The 16,113-nt window shown below is 44.4% G+C and carries 16 protein-coding genes; all 16 read right to left on the reverse strand.

What is annotated here, in order from left to right:
• Positions 1-64 precede the first annotated feature (64 nt).
• A complete protein-coding gene (locus tag NFU07_RS08415) occupies positions 65-1,090 on the reverse strand; it encodes a LytTR family transcriptional regulator DNA-binding domain-containing protein (RefSeq protein ID WP_251476684.1) in 1,026 nt (341 codons plus the stop codon).
• Positions 1,091-1,229: 139 nt separating this feature from the next.
• A complete protein-coding gene (gene pabB, locus NFU07_RS08420) occupies positions 1,230-2,966 on the reverse strand; it encodes an aminodeoxychorismate synthase component I (RefSeq protein WP_251476686.1) in 1,737 nt (578 codons plus the stop codon).
• Positions 2,944-3,567 carry an anthranilate synthase component II gene (locus tag NFU07_RS08425; RefSeq protein WP_251476688.1) on the reverse strand — a complete coding sequence of 208 codons (624 nt, stop codon included), beginning with the start codon at positions 3,565-3,567 and terminating at the stop codon, positions 2,944-2,946. The genes pabB and NFU07_RS08425 overlap by 23 nt, the downstream gene beginning before the upstream one ends.
• A gap of 81 nt (positions 3,568-3,648) precedes the next feature.
• The gene (locus NFU07_RS08430; RefSeq protein WP_251476690.1) at positions 3,649-4,833 is read right to left on the reverse strand and encodes a DUF2812 domain-containing protein; all 1,185 of its coding nucleotides are present in this window, start codon (positions 4,831-4,833) and stop codon (positions 3,649-3,651) included.
• Positions 4,830-5,159 carry a PadR family transcriptional regulator gene (locus tag NFU07_RS08435; RefSeq protein ID WP_251476691.1) on the reverse strand — a complete coding sequence of 110 codons (330 nt, stop codon included), beginning with the start codon at positions 5,157-5,159 and terminating at the stop codon, positions 4,830-4,832. The genes NFU07_RS08430 and NFU07_RS08435 overlap by 4 nt, the downstream gene beginning before the upstream one ends.
• Positions 5,160-5,299: 140 nt before the next feature.
• Positions 5,300-5,854, reverse strand: coding sequence for an MFS transporter (locus NFU07_RS08440; protein WP_251476692.1), 555 nt, complete (start codon positions 5,852-5,854; stop codon positions 5,300-5,302).
• Positions 5,851-7,278: an FAD-binding oxidoreductase gene (locus NFU07_RS08445; RefSeq protein WP_251476693.1), complete on the reverse strand. Its 1,428-nt coding sequence runs from the start codon at positions 7,276-7,278 to the stop codon at positions 5,851-5,853. The genes NFU07_RS08440 and NFU07_RS08445 overlap by 4 nt, the downstream gene beginning before the upstream one ends.
• A 138-nt stretch (positions 7,279-7,416) precedes the next feature.
• Complete coding sequence (gene uxuA, locus NFU07_RS08450) at positions 7,417-8,487, reverse strand: mannonate dehydratase (protein ID WP_251476694.1); 1,071 nt, start codon at positions 8,485-8,487, stop codon at positions 7,417-7,419.
• A gap of 18 nt (positions 8,488-8,505) precedes the next feature.
• On the reverse strand, positions 8,506-9,909 hold the full coding sequence (gene uxaC / locus NFU07_RS08455; RefSeq protein WP_251476695.1) for a glucuronate isomerase: 1,404 nt from the start codon (positions 9,907-9,909) through the stop codon (positions 8,506-8,508).
• A 27-nt stretch (positions 9,910-9,936) separates the two neighbouring features.
• Positions 9,937-10,695 (reverse strand): SDR family NAD(P)-dependent oxidoreductase, encoded by a 759-nt coding sequence (locus NFU07_RS08460; RefSeq protein WP_251476696.1) that lies wholly within the window; start codon positions 10,693-10,695, stop codon positions 9,937-9,939.
• A gap of 34 nt (positions 10,696-10,729) precedes the next feature.
• Positions 10,730-12,010 carry a TRAP transporter large permease gene (locus tag NFU07_RS08465; protein WP_235197608.1) on the reverse strand — a complete coding sequence of 427 codons (1,281 nt, stop codon included), beginning with the start codon at positions 12,008-12,010 and terminating at the stop codon, positions 10,730-10,732.
• A 153-nt stretch (positions 12,011-12,163) separates the two neighbouring features.
• Positions 12,164-12,649, reverse strand: coding sequence for a TRAP transporter small permease (locus NFU07_RS08470; RefSeq protein ID WP_251477161.1), 486 nt, complete (start codon positions 12,647-12,649; stop codon positions 12,164-12,166).
• A gap of 7 nt (positions 12,650-12,656) precedes the next feature.
• Positions 12,657-13,658 carry a C4-dicarboxylate TRAP transporter substrate-binding protein gene (locus NFU07_RS08475; RefSeq protein WP_251476698.1) on the reverse strand — a complete coding sequence of 334 codons (1,002 nt, stop codon included), beginning with the start codon at positions 13,656-13,658 and terminating at the stop codon, positions 12,657-12,659.
• 81 nt (positions 13,659-13,739) lie between these two features.
• Entirely contained in the window at positions 13,740-14,429 is a 690-nt protein-coding gene (locus NFU07_RS08480; protein ID WP_309296769.1) for a GntR family transcriptional regulator, read from the reverse strand.
• 169 nt (positions 14,430-14,598) lie between these two features.
• On the reverse strand, positions 14,599-15,075 hold the full coding sequence (locus NFU07_RS08485) for a flavodoxin domain-containing protein (RefSeq protein WP_235197609.1): 477 nt from the start codon (positions 15,073-15,075) through the stop codon (positions 14,599-14,601).
• Positions 15,056-16,102: a ribonucleotide-diphosphate reductase subunit beta gene (locus NFU07_RS08490; protein ID WP_251476700.1), complete on the reverse strand. Its 1,047-nt coding sequence runs from the start codon at positions 16,100-16,102 to the stop codon at positions 15,056-15,058. The genes NFU07_RS08485 and NFU07_RS08490 overlap by 20 nt, the downstream gene beginning before the upstream one ends.
• Positions 16,103-16,113: the final 11 nt, after the last annotated feature.

Consider the following 16,113-nt stretch of genomic DNA (forward strand, 5'->3'; position numbering starts at 1 on the left):
AGGGAAAAGACAGGTGAAACATCATATTTCAGATGAAAGGAGCCATTTCTGGGGTGAATGGAGCTTATTTCATGCCCAATATTCCTTTTAACTCTGCCATTTTGCTTTTTGACAAAGGAATCGATGACTTTTTTGCATCTTCAAGAACAAGGCTATAGCTGTTTCGCGTCCAAGTGATTACTTCCCGCACCTTTTGAAGGTTAACGATATAGGAACGATGGCAGCGAAAAAACCCATAAGGCAATAATCGCTGTTCAAGTTCACTCAATGTAAAATAGCTCGGGAAGGCTTCGCCTTTAATGTATAAAAAGGATTGCCCTTCGGAACTCTCGATGTAATCGATTTCGGGCGGATCAAATAGAACAATCTTTTCATTCACTTTGGTCGGGATCTTTTCAAAACGAATGGGCTGGATACTTTCTGCTGCTTCCGGTTCTTCGATTTCTTCTTCCACTGCCGGTTCTTCTTCTAAAGTTTGAATTTGATAAAGCCCATTTTCATCAAGCCGATATACGCGGTCTGCTGCGATTACGGCGTTTTCCAGATTTCCAGACAAGATGAAAACGGTCTTGCCGGCTGCTCGGAGTTCAGTTAACAGCGAAAGTAAAATCCGCTTCGATTCCATATCCAGGTTTTGGTCCGGCTCTTCCATCACCCATACGTCAGGGTTTTGAATATACAGAGCTGCCAATTGGATTCGCCTTTTTTCGGAGAGCGTCAATTTTTCAAGCTTGGTATTTTTCTTTAGCTCTAATTGGACTTTCCGAAGGATATCGTCCACTTTATCAGGGGAATTATGAAGTTTTTTATAAAAGCGCAGAGCTTCTAAAACCGTGAGCCTTTTGTATACGCCATCGTTTAGGAATAGAAAGCCCATATTCACTGATTTTTTGGCTAAGGCCTGACCCGCCAACTGAATTTCGCCTCGCGATAAAGAACTTTTCTGTAAAAGCAGCTCTATCAATTGGGATCGAATGTTCACATTCGAATAAATTGCCAAAACTTCCCCTGCAATTAAGGATAAATTGAACGCAGGAAAAACCAACGCATCGTTTTTATGCTTTTCTGCATCAATAAATGCCAATGCCATGTGATGACCTCTTCTCTTGCTTGTATTTTCTCAATAATAAAATTATAGCAAAATTTGCCCTATCGAAGAATCGGCTATTCGGTTCACTGCAACGATAAAAAAGCTGCAGAATTTTACTTCTGCAGCTTTTTTCGATCGATTATTGAATAATTTTCACTTTAAGCCATCCGCGTACACCATTTATAAACCAGACAGCTTCACAATCTTCCAAATCGTTTTTGTAAATCTCTTTTTCTTCAAGTTTTCCGGTATCGAGTAGAAATTGCCGGTACGTACCTGCCAATAAGCCATTTTCTACCGGCGGTGTGTACAGGCGGCCCTTCATTTCCACAACAAGATTGCCAATGGCAAACTCCGTCAGTTGTTCGTGTTCATTCCATAAAAGGACTGAAAATACACCCTCCACTTCAGATTCATGCTGTTTATATACTTGCCGGTGCGTCGTCTTGTGAAAAAGAAAAGGGTTTTGGCTGTTTACGGGTTCGACGGCCAATTTACAGAGGACCGGCTCTTTTATCGGCGTGATTTTCTGCGCTTCCACTGTTATTTCCCCAGTCTTGCTGAGCAATAAGCGCACTTTATAAACACCTTGTGAATGCTTTTTCGCACATTCTTTCAACTGCTTGCGAATCTTCCTTTCATTTCCCGGGAAATAAAAATACGCAGCTGAATTTTTCATTCGTTCCATATGGTAGTCGATCAAAGGATATTGGCCATCCTCCAATTTCAACGACTCGAGCAGTTGAAACTCAGGGCGTCTCTCTGTCAGCACTTCCGCTTTTGCAACCAATTCCTGATACTCGCCTTCAGAAGTGGAATCCCATGTAATTCCGCCACCGACACCGTAGCGTGCGGTCTGTTTTTCAGTGTCGATGACAACGGTCCGGATCGGCACATTGAATATTGCCTCTTTTTCCGGTGTGATAAATCCGATAGCCCCGCAATACACATCACGCGAAGTTTGTTCGAGCGCTGCAATGTATTCCATCGTACTGACTTTTGGTGCTCCTGTTATCGATCCGCAAGGAAATAAGGCTTTGAACCAATCAAAAACTGTCAGTGCATCTTGCAGCTCTGCTTTAACTGTCGAAGTTAGCTGGTGCACCGTAGGGTATGTTTCCACTTTATACAGGTCCGATACGTGGACGGTTCCTTTTTTCGCCAAACGGCTCATATCATTTCGCAGCAAATCAACAATCATCAAATTTTCAGCCTGCTCTTTTTCGGAAGCCAGCAATTCCTCGGATTTCACTTTGTCTTCTGCTAGTGTACGTCCTCTTCTAGCCGTTCCTTTCATAGGCTTTGCTTCGATTGTTCCGTCTTTTATACGGAAGAACAGTTCGGGCGATGCTGACAGGATCCGATGCTTTCCTAAGTCCAAATAAGCGCCGTAATCTGCCTGCTGATTGCGGGCCAATTGACGATAAAAAGAACGGTGGCTGCCAGTAAAATCGGCATGCAGCCGTTCGGTGTAGTTCACTTGGTACGTATGCCCTTCTTCAATAGCCGTTTTAATCCGGCTAATGCCTTCTTTATAAAGGCTTTTCGAACTCGCCATTATCCATTCGGATACTTGATACGGTTTTTCCGGGAATTCTTCGCTTTGGATATGGACCTGATCGAAAATTCCAAACCAGACAAGAGGCATTTCGGTTGAACCTTTTACTTTCATCGCTGGATTGAATGCAGGTGCTGCTTCATAAGACAAATAGCCCGCCACATAAAATCCCTTGTCGATAGCTGCTTCTATCGCTTCCATGATTGCAGGGATGTCTTCCAAACGTTCCGTCTGCAAAACTTCTACCGGGTCTTTGAAAGCTTTCGGTTCTATCTTTCCCTCGCTATTGCGAAATTCATACAGCAAATATGGATTCATTCGATGATTCTCCCTGTCGGTCTTTTTTCCAAGCAACTGCCTGTTCATAGCAGTTTTTCAGCATCTGAAACCCTTCCAAAGTCTTCACGGATTCCGGATGGAACTGGATGCCGGTAACCGGCAACGTACGATGGCGCACGCCCATTACGACGCCATCTTCTGTCTTAGCTGTGACTTCCAGGCAGTCCGGCAAGGCCGCCGCATCAGCAACCAGCGAATGATAACGCGCTACGCTTGTCGGCGAAGCAACCCCTTCAAACACTCCTGTTTCGTCATGGTTGATAAAGGAAGACTTTCCGTGCATGGGCTGCCGCCCTTTCACGACCTTCCCCCCGAAATATTCGATGATGGTTTGATGGCCAAGACATACGCCAAGAATGGGGACTTCCATACTTAATCCCGATAGAATCTCTCCTGTTGCTCCGGTTTGTTTTGGACGCCCAGGTCCTGGAGACAACACGATCAAATCAGGCACCAGTTTCTTTATTTCATTTGCCGTCACTTGTTCATTTTGAAAAACCAAAAGCTCGGGGTCGAATTGTTCCAGGTAATGAACTAGGTTATACGTAAAGGAGTCATGGTTATCGATGACAATTATCATGGCTGACCTCTTTCTAAGAATCGTTGATAGCTCCATTATACGGGCATTTCAAGGATGAGAGCGAGTTTTACAGCTTGTCCTTTAACTGTTCAGAACGGAGTAATGTTTTCTCAATCGGATGTAATACGCCCACATCCGATAAATAAAGCTAAGAAATAAGACAAAGGCAATTGCCGGCAGCACTCCGAACAAAGAAAGCGTAGTGCCTTCATGCATGAACTGTTGAAATTCCCTATTGGCATTCAACGCATAAATGAAAAGCATTGGCAAAAACAGAATTGTATAGAGGCTGGCCATCCGGCGCGCACGTTTTAAATGGCTGCTTCCTTCCGTATAAATACGCGGCTTTTCTTCGCCTTCTCCATATTCCCGGCTCCAAATCACCCATTTTTCCATTGCCGACCAGGATTCAAAAATTTTCAGCCATCCCGCGTCTTCATAAATCGAGAAATAACTGCTTTCAACCGTGCTCATGTATTCAGCGTGATAGCTCATGCGCCGGGGTTCACCTTTCACAAAGTAAAATACCGTACCGATCGTTCCGACGTGATGCAGCTGATAGCCTTGCTGCTCCATTTTTTCGAGCCAGCTTTCCAAGCGGTCAGGAGCATACATCCAGCCAAGCTTGACCTTTTTTACAAAATTACCGGAGGGCTGCGGAATTTTAGGTACTGGCTGATGATGCTTCTGTTTTGCAGCTGCTGCACCCGCTTCTTCTCGCAGCATCGCCTGATTGGATTTTTTAATTTTATAAATTGAGTAGCTTGCCAAACCAATGGCTCCAAGCGTTAAAGCCAGGAAAAGATAGGTAATGGCCCATAACGGACTTGGTTCCACTGCGATTGTTCCATCTTGGAACCAGGAAGAAGCAAGCGTCGACACATTCGCCAACAGCACACCTAACAGATAAAACAGAAGGCCGAAGAAAACGAAGGAAACATTCCGGTTGTGGGTGATGACACCTTGGCGGACTGGCGCTGTCTTGATGTCTTTTTCGGAATAGCTGTTTTTAAGGATTTGCCATTTGCCGCTCGCTGCAGCAATTTCCCAGCCGTTTTCCGTCAAACTGGATGCGAGCACCGGCCCCTGATTTCGATCAAAGCTGATTCGGTATGAAAGCTTCTGCGGCGTAGCTTGCTCAAAATAGAAAGTCCGTGATGCTCTTTTTAATTTTTTCAGAATGTATCCTTGACTAGCCATACCTTTCAGCCAGTTCTCTGTTTGTTCAACGTCATAGCTCCAAAATAGCTTCATTGCTTTTTTCATAAAAAATCCCCCTCGTATTTCACTGCATTCTGATGAAGTTCCTTCAGCCTGCTAATTTCCGCAAGGATCAATTGTTTGCCAAGATTCGTAATTTCATACAGGGTCTTTCTTTCTTCATCGGCAAACACTGTGATGACACCATCTTTCTGCATTTTCGTCAATGTGCCGTAGACAGTCCCTGACCCTAGGCGCAGCCTGCCGCTTGAAATCTCTTCAACATGCTTTACAATGCCGTAGCCATGCCGCGGCTCTGTCAACGACAGCAAGATGTAGTAAGCCGTTTCTGTCATCGGAATATATTTTTTCATCACTTTATCTGCATTCATTGAAATTCCTTCTCCCTTTACTATGTCACACCACGACTATATCACGACGTGATATATTAAGGCAATCAAATTTAATTAAAAAGAGCCGACTGCTCTTGGCAATCGGCTCCTCTTATCTAAAGAAATTCGTCCAGAACCGCCTATTCGGATAAACCGGAGAATTGCTTTTCTTTTTTCATGACGATAAATCCGCTCCAGGCAAAAACAGCGGAAGCGATATAAAAAATACTGGAGATGGTGAAAAAGTCTACAAGGTAACCGGTTCCGATGACAGCCGCAGCTGCCGCAATGGAGGTCCAGATATGGTATTTGCCAATTTCTTTTCCTGCCGTTTCTTTGATGACATGCCGCGCGAGCACCGTTTTCTCTGAATTTCTTTGCACTGCCCCGAAGACACCCATAATCACTTGTAGAATATAAACGTGCCAGATTTCATTGGCCAGCGGAAAGAATAAGAGCGTCAGCGCCATCCCCCACGAATAAACGCCAAGCAGCCATTTATCACCCACTTTGTCTGCCATTTTGCCGATAAATGGATAGCAAATAGCAGCAGTCAATGCAAAAAGTCCATACGCCCAGCCAAACTGGGAATACGAATTGCCGACATTATTGATCAATAAAATATAGAATGGAAAAATCATAGTTGAAGCCATGCCAATTGCACCTTGATAGACGATAAATCGTTTGTAGTTCATTGCTTGTACTCCTCATAGAAAAGGTTCATAAATCGCTCTTTTGGATCGTATTTTCTTTTCAGCTCAAAAAATTCTTTTGTTCTTGGATAGGCTTCCGCCATTTGTTCTTTTGTCGGATAACCATAATACGGCAAGTAGTAGCTTCCCCCGTGATCGAGTGTGACGTCAATCATATTGCGGATGACTCTTCCTGTATCTTCAATGCTTTGGCTATCTGTTCCTTGATTGATCAAGAGGACAAGGGAAAACATATCTTCTTTTGCATAGGACAGCACTGCTTTCTCATTTTCTTCGACATACCGTATCGTGATGTTCAATAGATTAAACGACTCTTCCTCGGCTAAGGTTTTTCTTAAATCATCGATATACGCTTCAAAATTGTCCACGGGGACAAAATATTCTTGCAGCACTTCGGTGTTTTTCGGATGGCTGTACTCCATAAACTCGGAATCCGAGCGCATGACGTTATTCCGTGAAATCTTTTTCCCATCAACCGACTCGGCATACGTTTTCTGGGTTTTCCAGAAGGCCTCTTTCCCTTCATCATTCAACCGGGCGAGACCTAAAAAGAATTTCGGCACAGCAATCAGTGTTTCTTCTTTCAGTTTCTGAGGCTCTGTTAAAAGGTCCTGCTGTGCCACTTCGCTGTAATTCATCACATACATTTCTTCCAGAAAAGATTCCGGGGAAATGGAGATGCGGGCCAAGTGCATTTTCACTTGGTCATTTTTAATTTTTTCTTTGAAGTAATCACTATACTCGTCGTAACGAAGCTGCTCCGACTCGATTTGGTAAAGGGCATCGTCCGTCAGTTTTAACGTCACGTCCAAAATTACACCCATTAAACCGTAGCCACCGACGGCCGCTTTGAAAAGTTCTGAGTTTTGGTCCGCACTGAGTTCCAGGATAGTTCCTGTTGCATCAAGCAGGCGCATGGATTCAATCGTATCGATCAGACCGTGGTTTCGTATATCAAGGCCGTGGGCATTCACGCTGATGGATCCGCCGACTGTGAATATATTTTGCGACTGGCTAACTTTCAGGGCCAGTCCGTATGGATTGATCCGTTCTTGAATATCCGCCCACGTAGTTCCGCCCTGGACCGTGATGGTTTTCTTTTCAGCATCAAAATCCAAAATTTCATTATACGGTTTCATATCCAAAAGAATTCCATCCGGGTATTCCGTATGGCCGCCTTGGCTATGCTGCATGCCGGCAATCGCAATCTCGTCATCTGCAGCATTCGCATCCCGTACAATCTGCTGGATAGCGGAAGGGCTGTCGCCCGCTTTAACTGCCTTCATTTTCACTGGCAATAGACGGCTGCGGTCTTCTACAGTCGGACCGGCTGATTGGTCTGTAAAATAATGGAGCGATGCAGCAAAAATAAGAACATATGCCATAAGCATGATATAGCGTTTCATAAAGTTAAAAATCGACTCCTTCACAAATCCTTACCCTTTATATTACACGAAGCGGCTGGAGTTTATGGCGTTATAGGATATTTTTCCAAAAGAAAACCACTAAGGGGAAATCCCTTAGTGGTTTCGGCTAAATCGGTTTTAGTTCACTTTCCTGCTTTGAGTCAGGCTATCCCAAATTCCCCATAAATACATGATGCCAAGCGCCCGGTCGTATAAACCGTATCCTGGACGGCAGATTTCGCCCCAAATGTGGCGGCCATGGTCGGGTCTTGTATAGCCGGTAAATCCAATTTCATGAAAGGCTTTGACAATGCCTACAATGTCTACGGACCCATCGCTCGCTTTATGGGAGGATTCGATAAAATCTCCGTTGTCGAAATGCTTCAAGTTCCGGATATGCGCGAAAGGAATTCGTTCGCCAAATTCTTTAACGATGCTGATCAAATCATTTTCGGGATTGGCGCCGAGTGAGCCGCTGCAAAACGTCAAGCCGTTCGACGGGCTATCCACTAGACTTAGGAACCGTCTAATATTGTCCTGATTAGTGATGATTCTCGGCAAACCGAAAATCGGCCACGGCGGATCATCCGGATGGATGGCCATTTTGATGCCGTTCTCTTCTGCTACCGGAATAATCTGCTCGAGGAAATATTGAAGATTGTCCCACAGCTTTTCTTCTGAAACGTTCTTGTAAGCTTCAAACAAATTTGCCAATTGCCCAAGCCGTTCCGGTTCCCAGCCCGGCAATGAAAATTCATCGTTTGAAAGGAAGCTTGCCGCCAATTCTTCCGGCTGCATTGCATCGATTTTTGCTTTCTCATAGAACAAAGCCGTCGAGCCATCTCCCACTTCCCCGAATAAATCCGTGCGGATCCAGTCAAAGACCGGCATGAAATTATAGCAGATCACTTTGACTCCTACTGTAGCCAGGTCTCGGATCGTCGCTTTGTAATTTTCAATATACTGCTCCCGCGAAGGCAGCCCGAGCTTAATATCTTCATGGATATTCACGCTTTCCACTACATCTATATTGAATCCATAATTGTCAGCTTCTGTTTTCATCGCTTGAATTTTATCCAGCGGCCATCTGTCGCCCGCCGCCTGGTCGTGCAGTGCCCAGACGATGCCTGTCACGCCTGGTATCTGCTTAATATTTGAAAGCGGAATATGATCATCGTTTTCTCCAAACCATCTAAATACCATTTGCATGTCTATCACCCAATCATCCTAGGACTCTATTGCTAAATACGCTTCGATATTGCCGTAGCAAATATCTTTTATGATAATCTCTAAAATGTCGAAATCTGCAGGATACTCCCCGTTTTCAACCCATTTCCCGATAATATTGCAAAGAATTCTTCTGAAATATTCATGTCTTGTATAGGACAAAAAGCTTCTCGAATCCGTCAGCATGCCGACAAACCGGGCAAGCAAGCCATGATTGGCCAACACTTTGATCTGCTCTTCCATGCCGTCGCGCTGGTCATTGAACCACCACGCCGTACCGAATTGGATTTTTCCCGGAATCTCTTCCTGGAAATTGCCGATCATGGATGCCACCATATGATTGTCCCGCGGATTGAGGTTGTAAATGACGGTCTTCGGCAATACCCCTTCGTAATCCAATGCGTTCAGCAAGTTCGATAAATCTTCCGCATAAGTAAAATCGTGAATCGAATCAAATCCGGTATTCGGTCCGACAGATTCCAATTTCCTTTGGTTATTGCTTCTTAGCGCTCCGATATGCAACTGCATCGCCCAGCCATGCTGCGCATACATTTTGCCTAGGGCTTTCATGACAGCCGTTTTGTATTTGACGATTTCATCTTTTTCTAAAGTTTCCTGCGCCAAAGCTTTTGCAAAGACACGATTTAGTTCGTCATCGCTTGCTTCGAGATAAAAATTCGAATCCAATCCGTGGTCGGACAAACGGCAGCCTGACTCATGGAAATACTGGACTCGTGCTTCCAAGCCTTCCACCAATCCGGCGAAGTTTTCGGCTTTTACGCCCGTGACTTCTTCCATTCTGGAAATCCATTCCTTGAACGACGGGCTTTCGATATTCAACGCACCATCCGGCCGGAATGTCGGCAAGACATGGACATCAAACGACTCATCTTCTTTAATTTGCTTATGATACGCCAAGTCGTCCAACGGATCATCTGTCGTACACAAGCCTTTGACATTCGATCGCTTGATCAGCTGCTGCGCCGTAAACTCCTCTGTTTGAAGCAATGCATTGCACGTTTCCCAAATTTCATCGGCTGTTTTTGGACTGAGCGGTTTAGCAATGCCGAAATACCGCTTCAATTCCAAATGCGTCCAATGGTAAAGCGGGTTTCCTAATGTAAAAGGAACGGTTTCCGCCCATTTTTGAAACTTCTCCCGGTCGTCTGCCTTCCCGGTCACCCATTCTTCCGGCACGCCATTGCTGCGCAATGCGCGCCATTTATAATGGTCTCCGTCCAGCCAAATCTCCGCTAAATTGGCGAATGTTTTATTTTCTGCAATTTCCTTAGCCGTCAAATGGCAGTGGTAATCAAAAATTGGCATGTCTTTTGCAAATTCGTGATACAAAGTTTTAGCCGTTTCGGATTCCAGTAGGAAATCTTCATCCATGAATGCTTTCATACAAATCCTCCTCTGGCGAATGTTGGATCAGTCCGTCAATAATCCGCCGTTGACTTCAATGATTTCACCCGTAATGTAGCCCGCGATGTCAGAAGCCAGATACACGGCAGTACCGGCAATTTCTTCAGGCGTGCCTTCTCTGCCAAGCGGCACTTGTTGTGCCATCGATGCTCTCAATTCCGGTGTGGAGTAGCGGTCGTGGAACGGCGTCGTAATGATTCCCGGCGCTATTCCGTTCACCCGGATACGGTCTCCAGCCAGTTCTTTTGCAAGCCCTCTTGTAAATGTACTGACCGCTCCTTTAGCAGCAGCATAAGCCACTGCGCCTCCACCGCCGCCGTTTCGTGCAGCAATTGACGTCATGTTAATGATATTGCCTTGCCCGCTCTTCTTCATAAGCGGCAAGACCGCTTGCGTCACATGGAATACGGAAGTGAAATTGATGTTGATGATTTTTTCCAATGCTTCGATTTCAAGGTCTTCAATTTTGGCACGCTTGACCATCGTGCCGGCGTTATTGACGAGGATGTCGATTCGGCCGAATTTGGTTTTGATGTCTTCAACCATTTCATCCACTTGTTTGCGGTCCGTCACGTCGCCGATAACCAAATGAGCTTTCGCTCCTCTATCCTGGACATTTTTCAATGTGATTTCAGCTTCTGCCGCGTTGGAATTTCCGTGAACGACGACATCTGCTCCGCATTCTGCAAACTTCTCAGCAATCGCTCTTCCGATTCCCATACTGCTGCCTGTAACCCAAACCACTTTTCCTTCAAAAGAAAACATAAAATGCTCCTCCACTCTATTCAAAGCTTACGCATTACATCAATAAATCAGGGATGAATGTCACAATTTCCGGTACGAATACCAAGATCAGAACCAATACGACCACGCCTCCGATAAATGGAAGGGCTTCTTTGATGTATTCTTCAATCGGCACTTTCATAATGGAAGTTGTCGTATACATCGTTACCCCGACCGGCGGCGTCATGCCTCCGAATGTAACGATTGTCATCATCAAAATACCGAAATGAACAGGATCTACGCCCACTTGGGTGACAATCGGCAGGAAAATCGGTGTTAATAGTAAAACCAATACGGTGGATTCAATGAACATCCCTGCGATGACCAGGAACAGCAAGATCAACAGCAGCATCAATGTGCCATTGCTTGTAATGCCGATCAGGAAGTCCGCTGCGTTCTGCGGAAGACGGTCGTATGTAATCAAGAATCCTAAAATGGATGATGTTGAAATGATCAAGAGAATGGATGCATTATCGGTAACCGATTGCTCGATGGATTCGATAAAGTTCTTCCAGTTCAATTCTTTGTAAACGAAGAAGCCGATTACAAGTGCATAGACTACGGCAAAAGCGCCCGCTTCTGAAGCAGTGAAAATGCCGAAACGAATTCCCACGACTAAAATGACCGGGAATAATAACGCCCAAATACTGTCTTTGAAAGAAACAGCCACTTCCTTGAATGTGGCTCGTTTGATATTTTCATCTTGATCATATCCGCGTTTTTTAGCGACGAGGTATGAAACCAGCATCAATACGATCATCATGAGAATACCGGGAATGATTCCCGCTAAAAAGAGCTTGCCGATAGACACTTGGCCAACGTATCCGTAGAGGATCAAACCGATACTCGGCGGGATTGTTGCGGTGATCAATGAGCTGATTGCAATAACTGCAGCCGAATAGCCGCCTGAATAGCCCCTAGCAATCATTTGATGTCCTAAGATCCGGCTTTGCATCGCTGCATCCGCATTGGCAGATCCAGAAACACCGCCCATGATCGTACTAAGTACGATGGAAACGTGCGCCAAGCTTCCGACTAAATGTCCTGTTAACGCATTGGAAAAACGGATCAGCCGTTTTGTGATCCCAGAAGAGTTCATCAAGTTTCCGGCTAAAATGAAGAAAGGCACAGCCAGCAACGGAAATGACTGCGTCCCCGCTACCATTCGCTGTGTTGTAATTTCAACCGGCAAATTCGGTTCCAAGATAAAGAATGACAAACTTGCAATACCGATGGCAAAAGCCACAGGCATATTCAAAAAGAGCAAAACGAAAAATATAACAGCGACAAGTAACATGGTTTCCACCTCTTATTCTGAATGACTGTAAAAATTGAACGAAAGAAATCGCTCTTTGCTTTAGGCTTTTCCCGAAGAAAAGCCATCGGCCGAATTGAATTCGGCCAATAACTTCAAAGCAGTTTAGCGGACTATCCGTAACGTTTATTCAATTTATACAGATGTTGTTTTTAAAACGTTGATTTTCTGTGCCACTTTAAAAATCAGGGTGATCAACATTAAGATGCTTCCAATCGGCACAGCCATTGTGATAAAGGAATAACTTAGTGGAAGGTTACTGATTAAGCGCACTGAGTTTTCGATGCTTAACTGGATTCCAAAATTGATCAGGAAAACCAGGAAGGCCATAATCAATACGTTAATAATGATTTCTAGCACAGCCTTTGTTTTCGGCTGCAGTTTTTTCACGAAAAAATCCACTCCAATGTGGCGGTCTTCCCGGAGACAGCGATTGGCACCTAAAAAAATGACCCAAACAAATAAGAATTGAGCAAACTCCACAGACCATGAGAGGGGGAATCCCACCCATCTCATGATTGAGGCGATAAAGACAAACGCTACAACACCGATCATCAATAAATTAGTAATAAAATTCTCGAATTTTGCATAGCCGCCAGCTACTTTTTTTATCATTTTCATCACTCACTTATTTTCCTAGGATTTTATTGATTTCTTCACGAAGTTCTGTGTATCCGTCGAATTTTTCATAAACTGTGTTGGTTACTTCCTTAAATGGCTCGATGTCCACTTCATTGACTTCTACGCCTGCGTCAATCATCTTCTGCTCGAATTCATCAAGCATGCCGATCGTATTTTCTGAAGCTTCTTCTCCCGCTTTGAACGATTCTTCAATGACGATGTCCTGATATTCTTCCGGCAGGCCATTCATCCAGTCAGCCCCTGCTACAATGCCCGTCAACAATTGGAAGTGGCTCGTTTTCGTAATGTATTTAACGACTTCTTGAAGATTCGCCCCGTAAGTGGCCGGATGCTGCGCTTCCGCTCCGTCAATAACTCCTTGTTGGATCCCCGGATAAACTTCTGAGAAGGCCATGCCTGAAGGGCTTGCTCCCATTGCAGAAATGGTTTCTGTCCAGATTTCCGCTCCCGGTGTACGCAATTTCAAACCTTTAAGATCGGCCGGCTTTTCAATTTTCTTATTCGTCAACAGATGGCGGTCGCCTTGGTACCAGTTGAACGAAAGCACTTTCAGGTTATGGTTTTGTGCAAGTTCTTCTTCCCAGCCTTTGAATAGATCCGACTGGACAATTTTGCTCGCTTCATCGTAGCTGTCCGCTACGTAAGGAGCAGCCAAAATGCCCATTTCAGGCTCCATTTCAGCAAGACGCCCAGCATCTACGATAACTGCCACGTTCGTGCCCACTTTTGCTTGTTCCAGGATATCTTTGTCATCCCCAAGCGAACCGTTGCCGAAAATTTCGATATTCACTTTATCGTCCGTCTTTTCAGCTACGCTGTCTTTCCACTCCACCAATCCTTCATAAATCGGATCTGTTTCAGCTAAAGCGGTTCCGACTTTCAGTGTATAGACTTTGTCGTCCCCTTCGGCAGCGCTTTCACCGCCGCAAGCCCCTAGTAATAAAGCTGAAGAAATCATTAATGCTGACATAATACTGCGTTTTTTCATCCGTAAATCCCCCTTGGTTTTATTGGATAGCAAAATTTTTTAATCCGTTTATTTAAAGCGCTTACATTTGGTCCCAAAAGCTTATTGCTTAAAATATTGCTGGTATTCGCTTTTCAGTTTTTCCTGCTCGAAAAGAAGCTTTTTCAAATGTTCCTCCATGGCTTTTTCTCCCAGGTCGGCATTTTTCTCTTTAATGGCAGTAAAGATCTTTTCGTGCTGCGATAGGATCAATTCCCAATTATAGTTGGCTGCCAAGCTCAGCATCCGAATCCGGTTTAAATGTGCATTCATCTGTTGGATCAATGCCCAAATCCGCTCTTTTCCGCTTCCTTCAGCAATGATTTTATGAAATTCTTCATCCAGTTCAAAAAGCCGGGTAAAGTTTTTTTCAGCCACGCATTTCTTTTGCAATTGCAGATTGGCTTCCAAGTCCTTCAACTTTTCTTCCGGGAAATCTTCACAGGCCACTCGTACAGTAGCTCTTTCCAAATGTTCTCTGATAAAGCGTGCTTCTTCGACATGATATAAATCGATTAAAGCGATTTTCGTGCCGCGCTGCGGGAAAACTTCCAGTAATTCTTCCTGCGCTAATTTAACAAATGCTTCCCGAACTGGCGTCCTGCTTACTTGCAGCAAATCCGAAATTTCTTTTTCAGAAATTTGTTGGCCAGGTTCGATAGCCAATGAAATGATATTTTCTCTCAATATTTCATAAACGTAGTCTTTAGTAGAAAAACTTTTGATTTTCTTAGTTGAATCGATGTTCAGCACTTAATCCCTCCTTTGCTTGGATTTCATGTTACCACATTAGCATACTTGTATGGTAGTATTTTTTCAAATTATTTTTCAATTCAGTTTCAATGACTTTTCCGATAATTTCACTCGGATTAACTAAAAACAGACCCCTTAAATTTAAGGGATCTGTTCTCATACTACATTCTCATGTATTTTCTGTTTTTAATTCTATATGCTTTTTCAATGCACTTTCAATGAATTTTTCACAGCGGATTTTATCTATTTCTTGCGGCTGCAACTCGATTTTCAAGGTAGCCGCTAAAGCGGTCTGGACAAATAGCATATCCCGAAACCGGTTTACAGCTCCGCAGAATTCTGCGAAAAAACTGTCGCCGGTGCCAAAAACTGCCGTTACGAGATGCTTCCGCTCCAAGGTTTCAAAGGCATGGAACAAGCTGTACAGCTCTTTTGGGATCTCGCCGTTTCCCCAAGTATAGGTGCCTACTAAGACAATATCGCAACGTAAGAGTTCAGTTAAAGGGAAATCGTTGATGGCCCAAAGCTCCGTTTCTAAACCATTCGCCTGGCAGATTTCCGCGAGCATTTCTGCGCTTGCTTTTGTATTGCCGGTAATGGACGCATAGACAATGGCGATTTTCGGCTTATAATTCGTCGAATCCATTGGACTGCGACACTTTCGAGTAAGTCCGGGATTTTTGTTCAAAAAAGTCGGTTTTCGTGTCATTCATCATGTCATCACCGAATACTTGTATCCACGGCATCGGATTGCTGCGTTCTTCGTAAAGATTATCGAGCCCGAGCTGCCGCAGGCGCTTGTTCGCCAAATATTCCACGTAGCCTTCGAACTCCTGAAGGTCGAGCCCTTCAATGCCTTCTAGAATATAGTGAGCCCATTCCTTTTCCAGCTGAACTGCTTTGTCAATTGCTTCATAGACATAAGCAATATTTTCATCTGTGTTCAATTCCGGGTTTTCCGTCAACAGGATCCGGATGAATTGGGCGATGAAATAAGCATGCTGCATTTCATCGCGTTGGATATAACTGATCATCGTACTGGTTTTCAGCATTTTCTGCTGGCGCGCCAAATGATAGAAGAAAGCAAAGCCGGCGTAGAAATAAATCCCTTCCAAGTTAATGGAGTTGACGCTTAGCTTGAAGAGGTTCTGAGCAGTCGGATTTTGCCGGAATTCCTCGTATGCATCCAAGATCAGCTCATTGCGCTTGCGGACGATCGGATCGCTTTTGGCTTGATTGAAGCGTTCATTTTGTTCACTTACCGCCACTAATGAGCTGAGGATATAGGAATATGATTCCGTATGGACTGCTTCCTGTTGGGCAATAACAGCGAATATCGCTTTAAAGCTCGAGTCGGTCACGTAGTCCATCACCTGGCTCATCGTCGGCGTCTGCAGGCTGTCGAGTGATGCTAATTGTGTATTCAACCGCAAGAATACATCCTGTTCGGTTGCAGTTAAGCTATCCCATTGTTTGATGTCATCCTGCATATTGATTTCCTGGGCTTTCCAGAAATTCGATAGCAGCGTCTGGTAAAGATCATACATTTGCGGGTAGGCAATGTCGTTCCAATTCAATAAACCGGAAGATTGGCCATTCAGGATACCTGTCGATTTATTCGGATGTTCCGGATTAAGCAGCTTAATTTTGGATAAAGGTGCATGTATGGACATATTCGTTCCTC

The sequence above is a fragment of the Planococcus sp. NCCP-2050 genome (assembly GCF_023708025.1).
In the GTDB taxonomy this organism is placed as follows: domain Bacteria; phylum Bacillota; class Bacilli; order Bacillales_A; family Planococcaceae; genus Planococcus.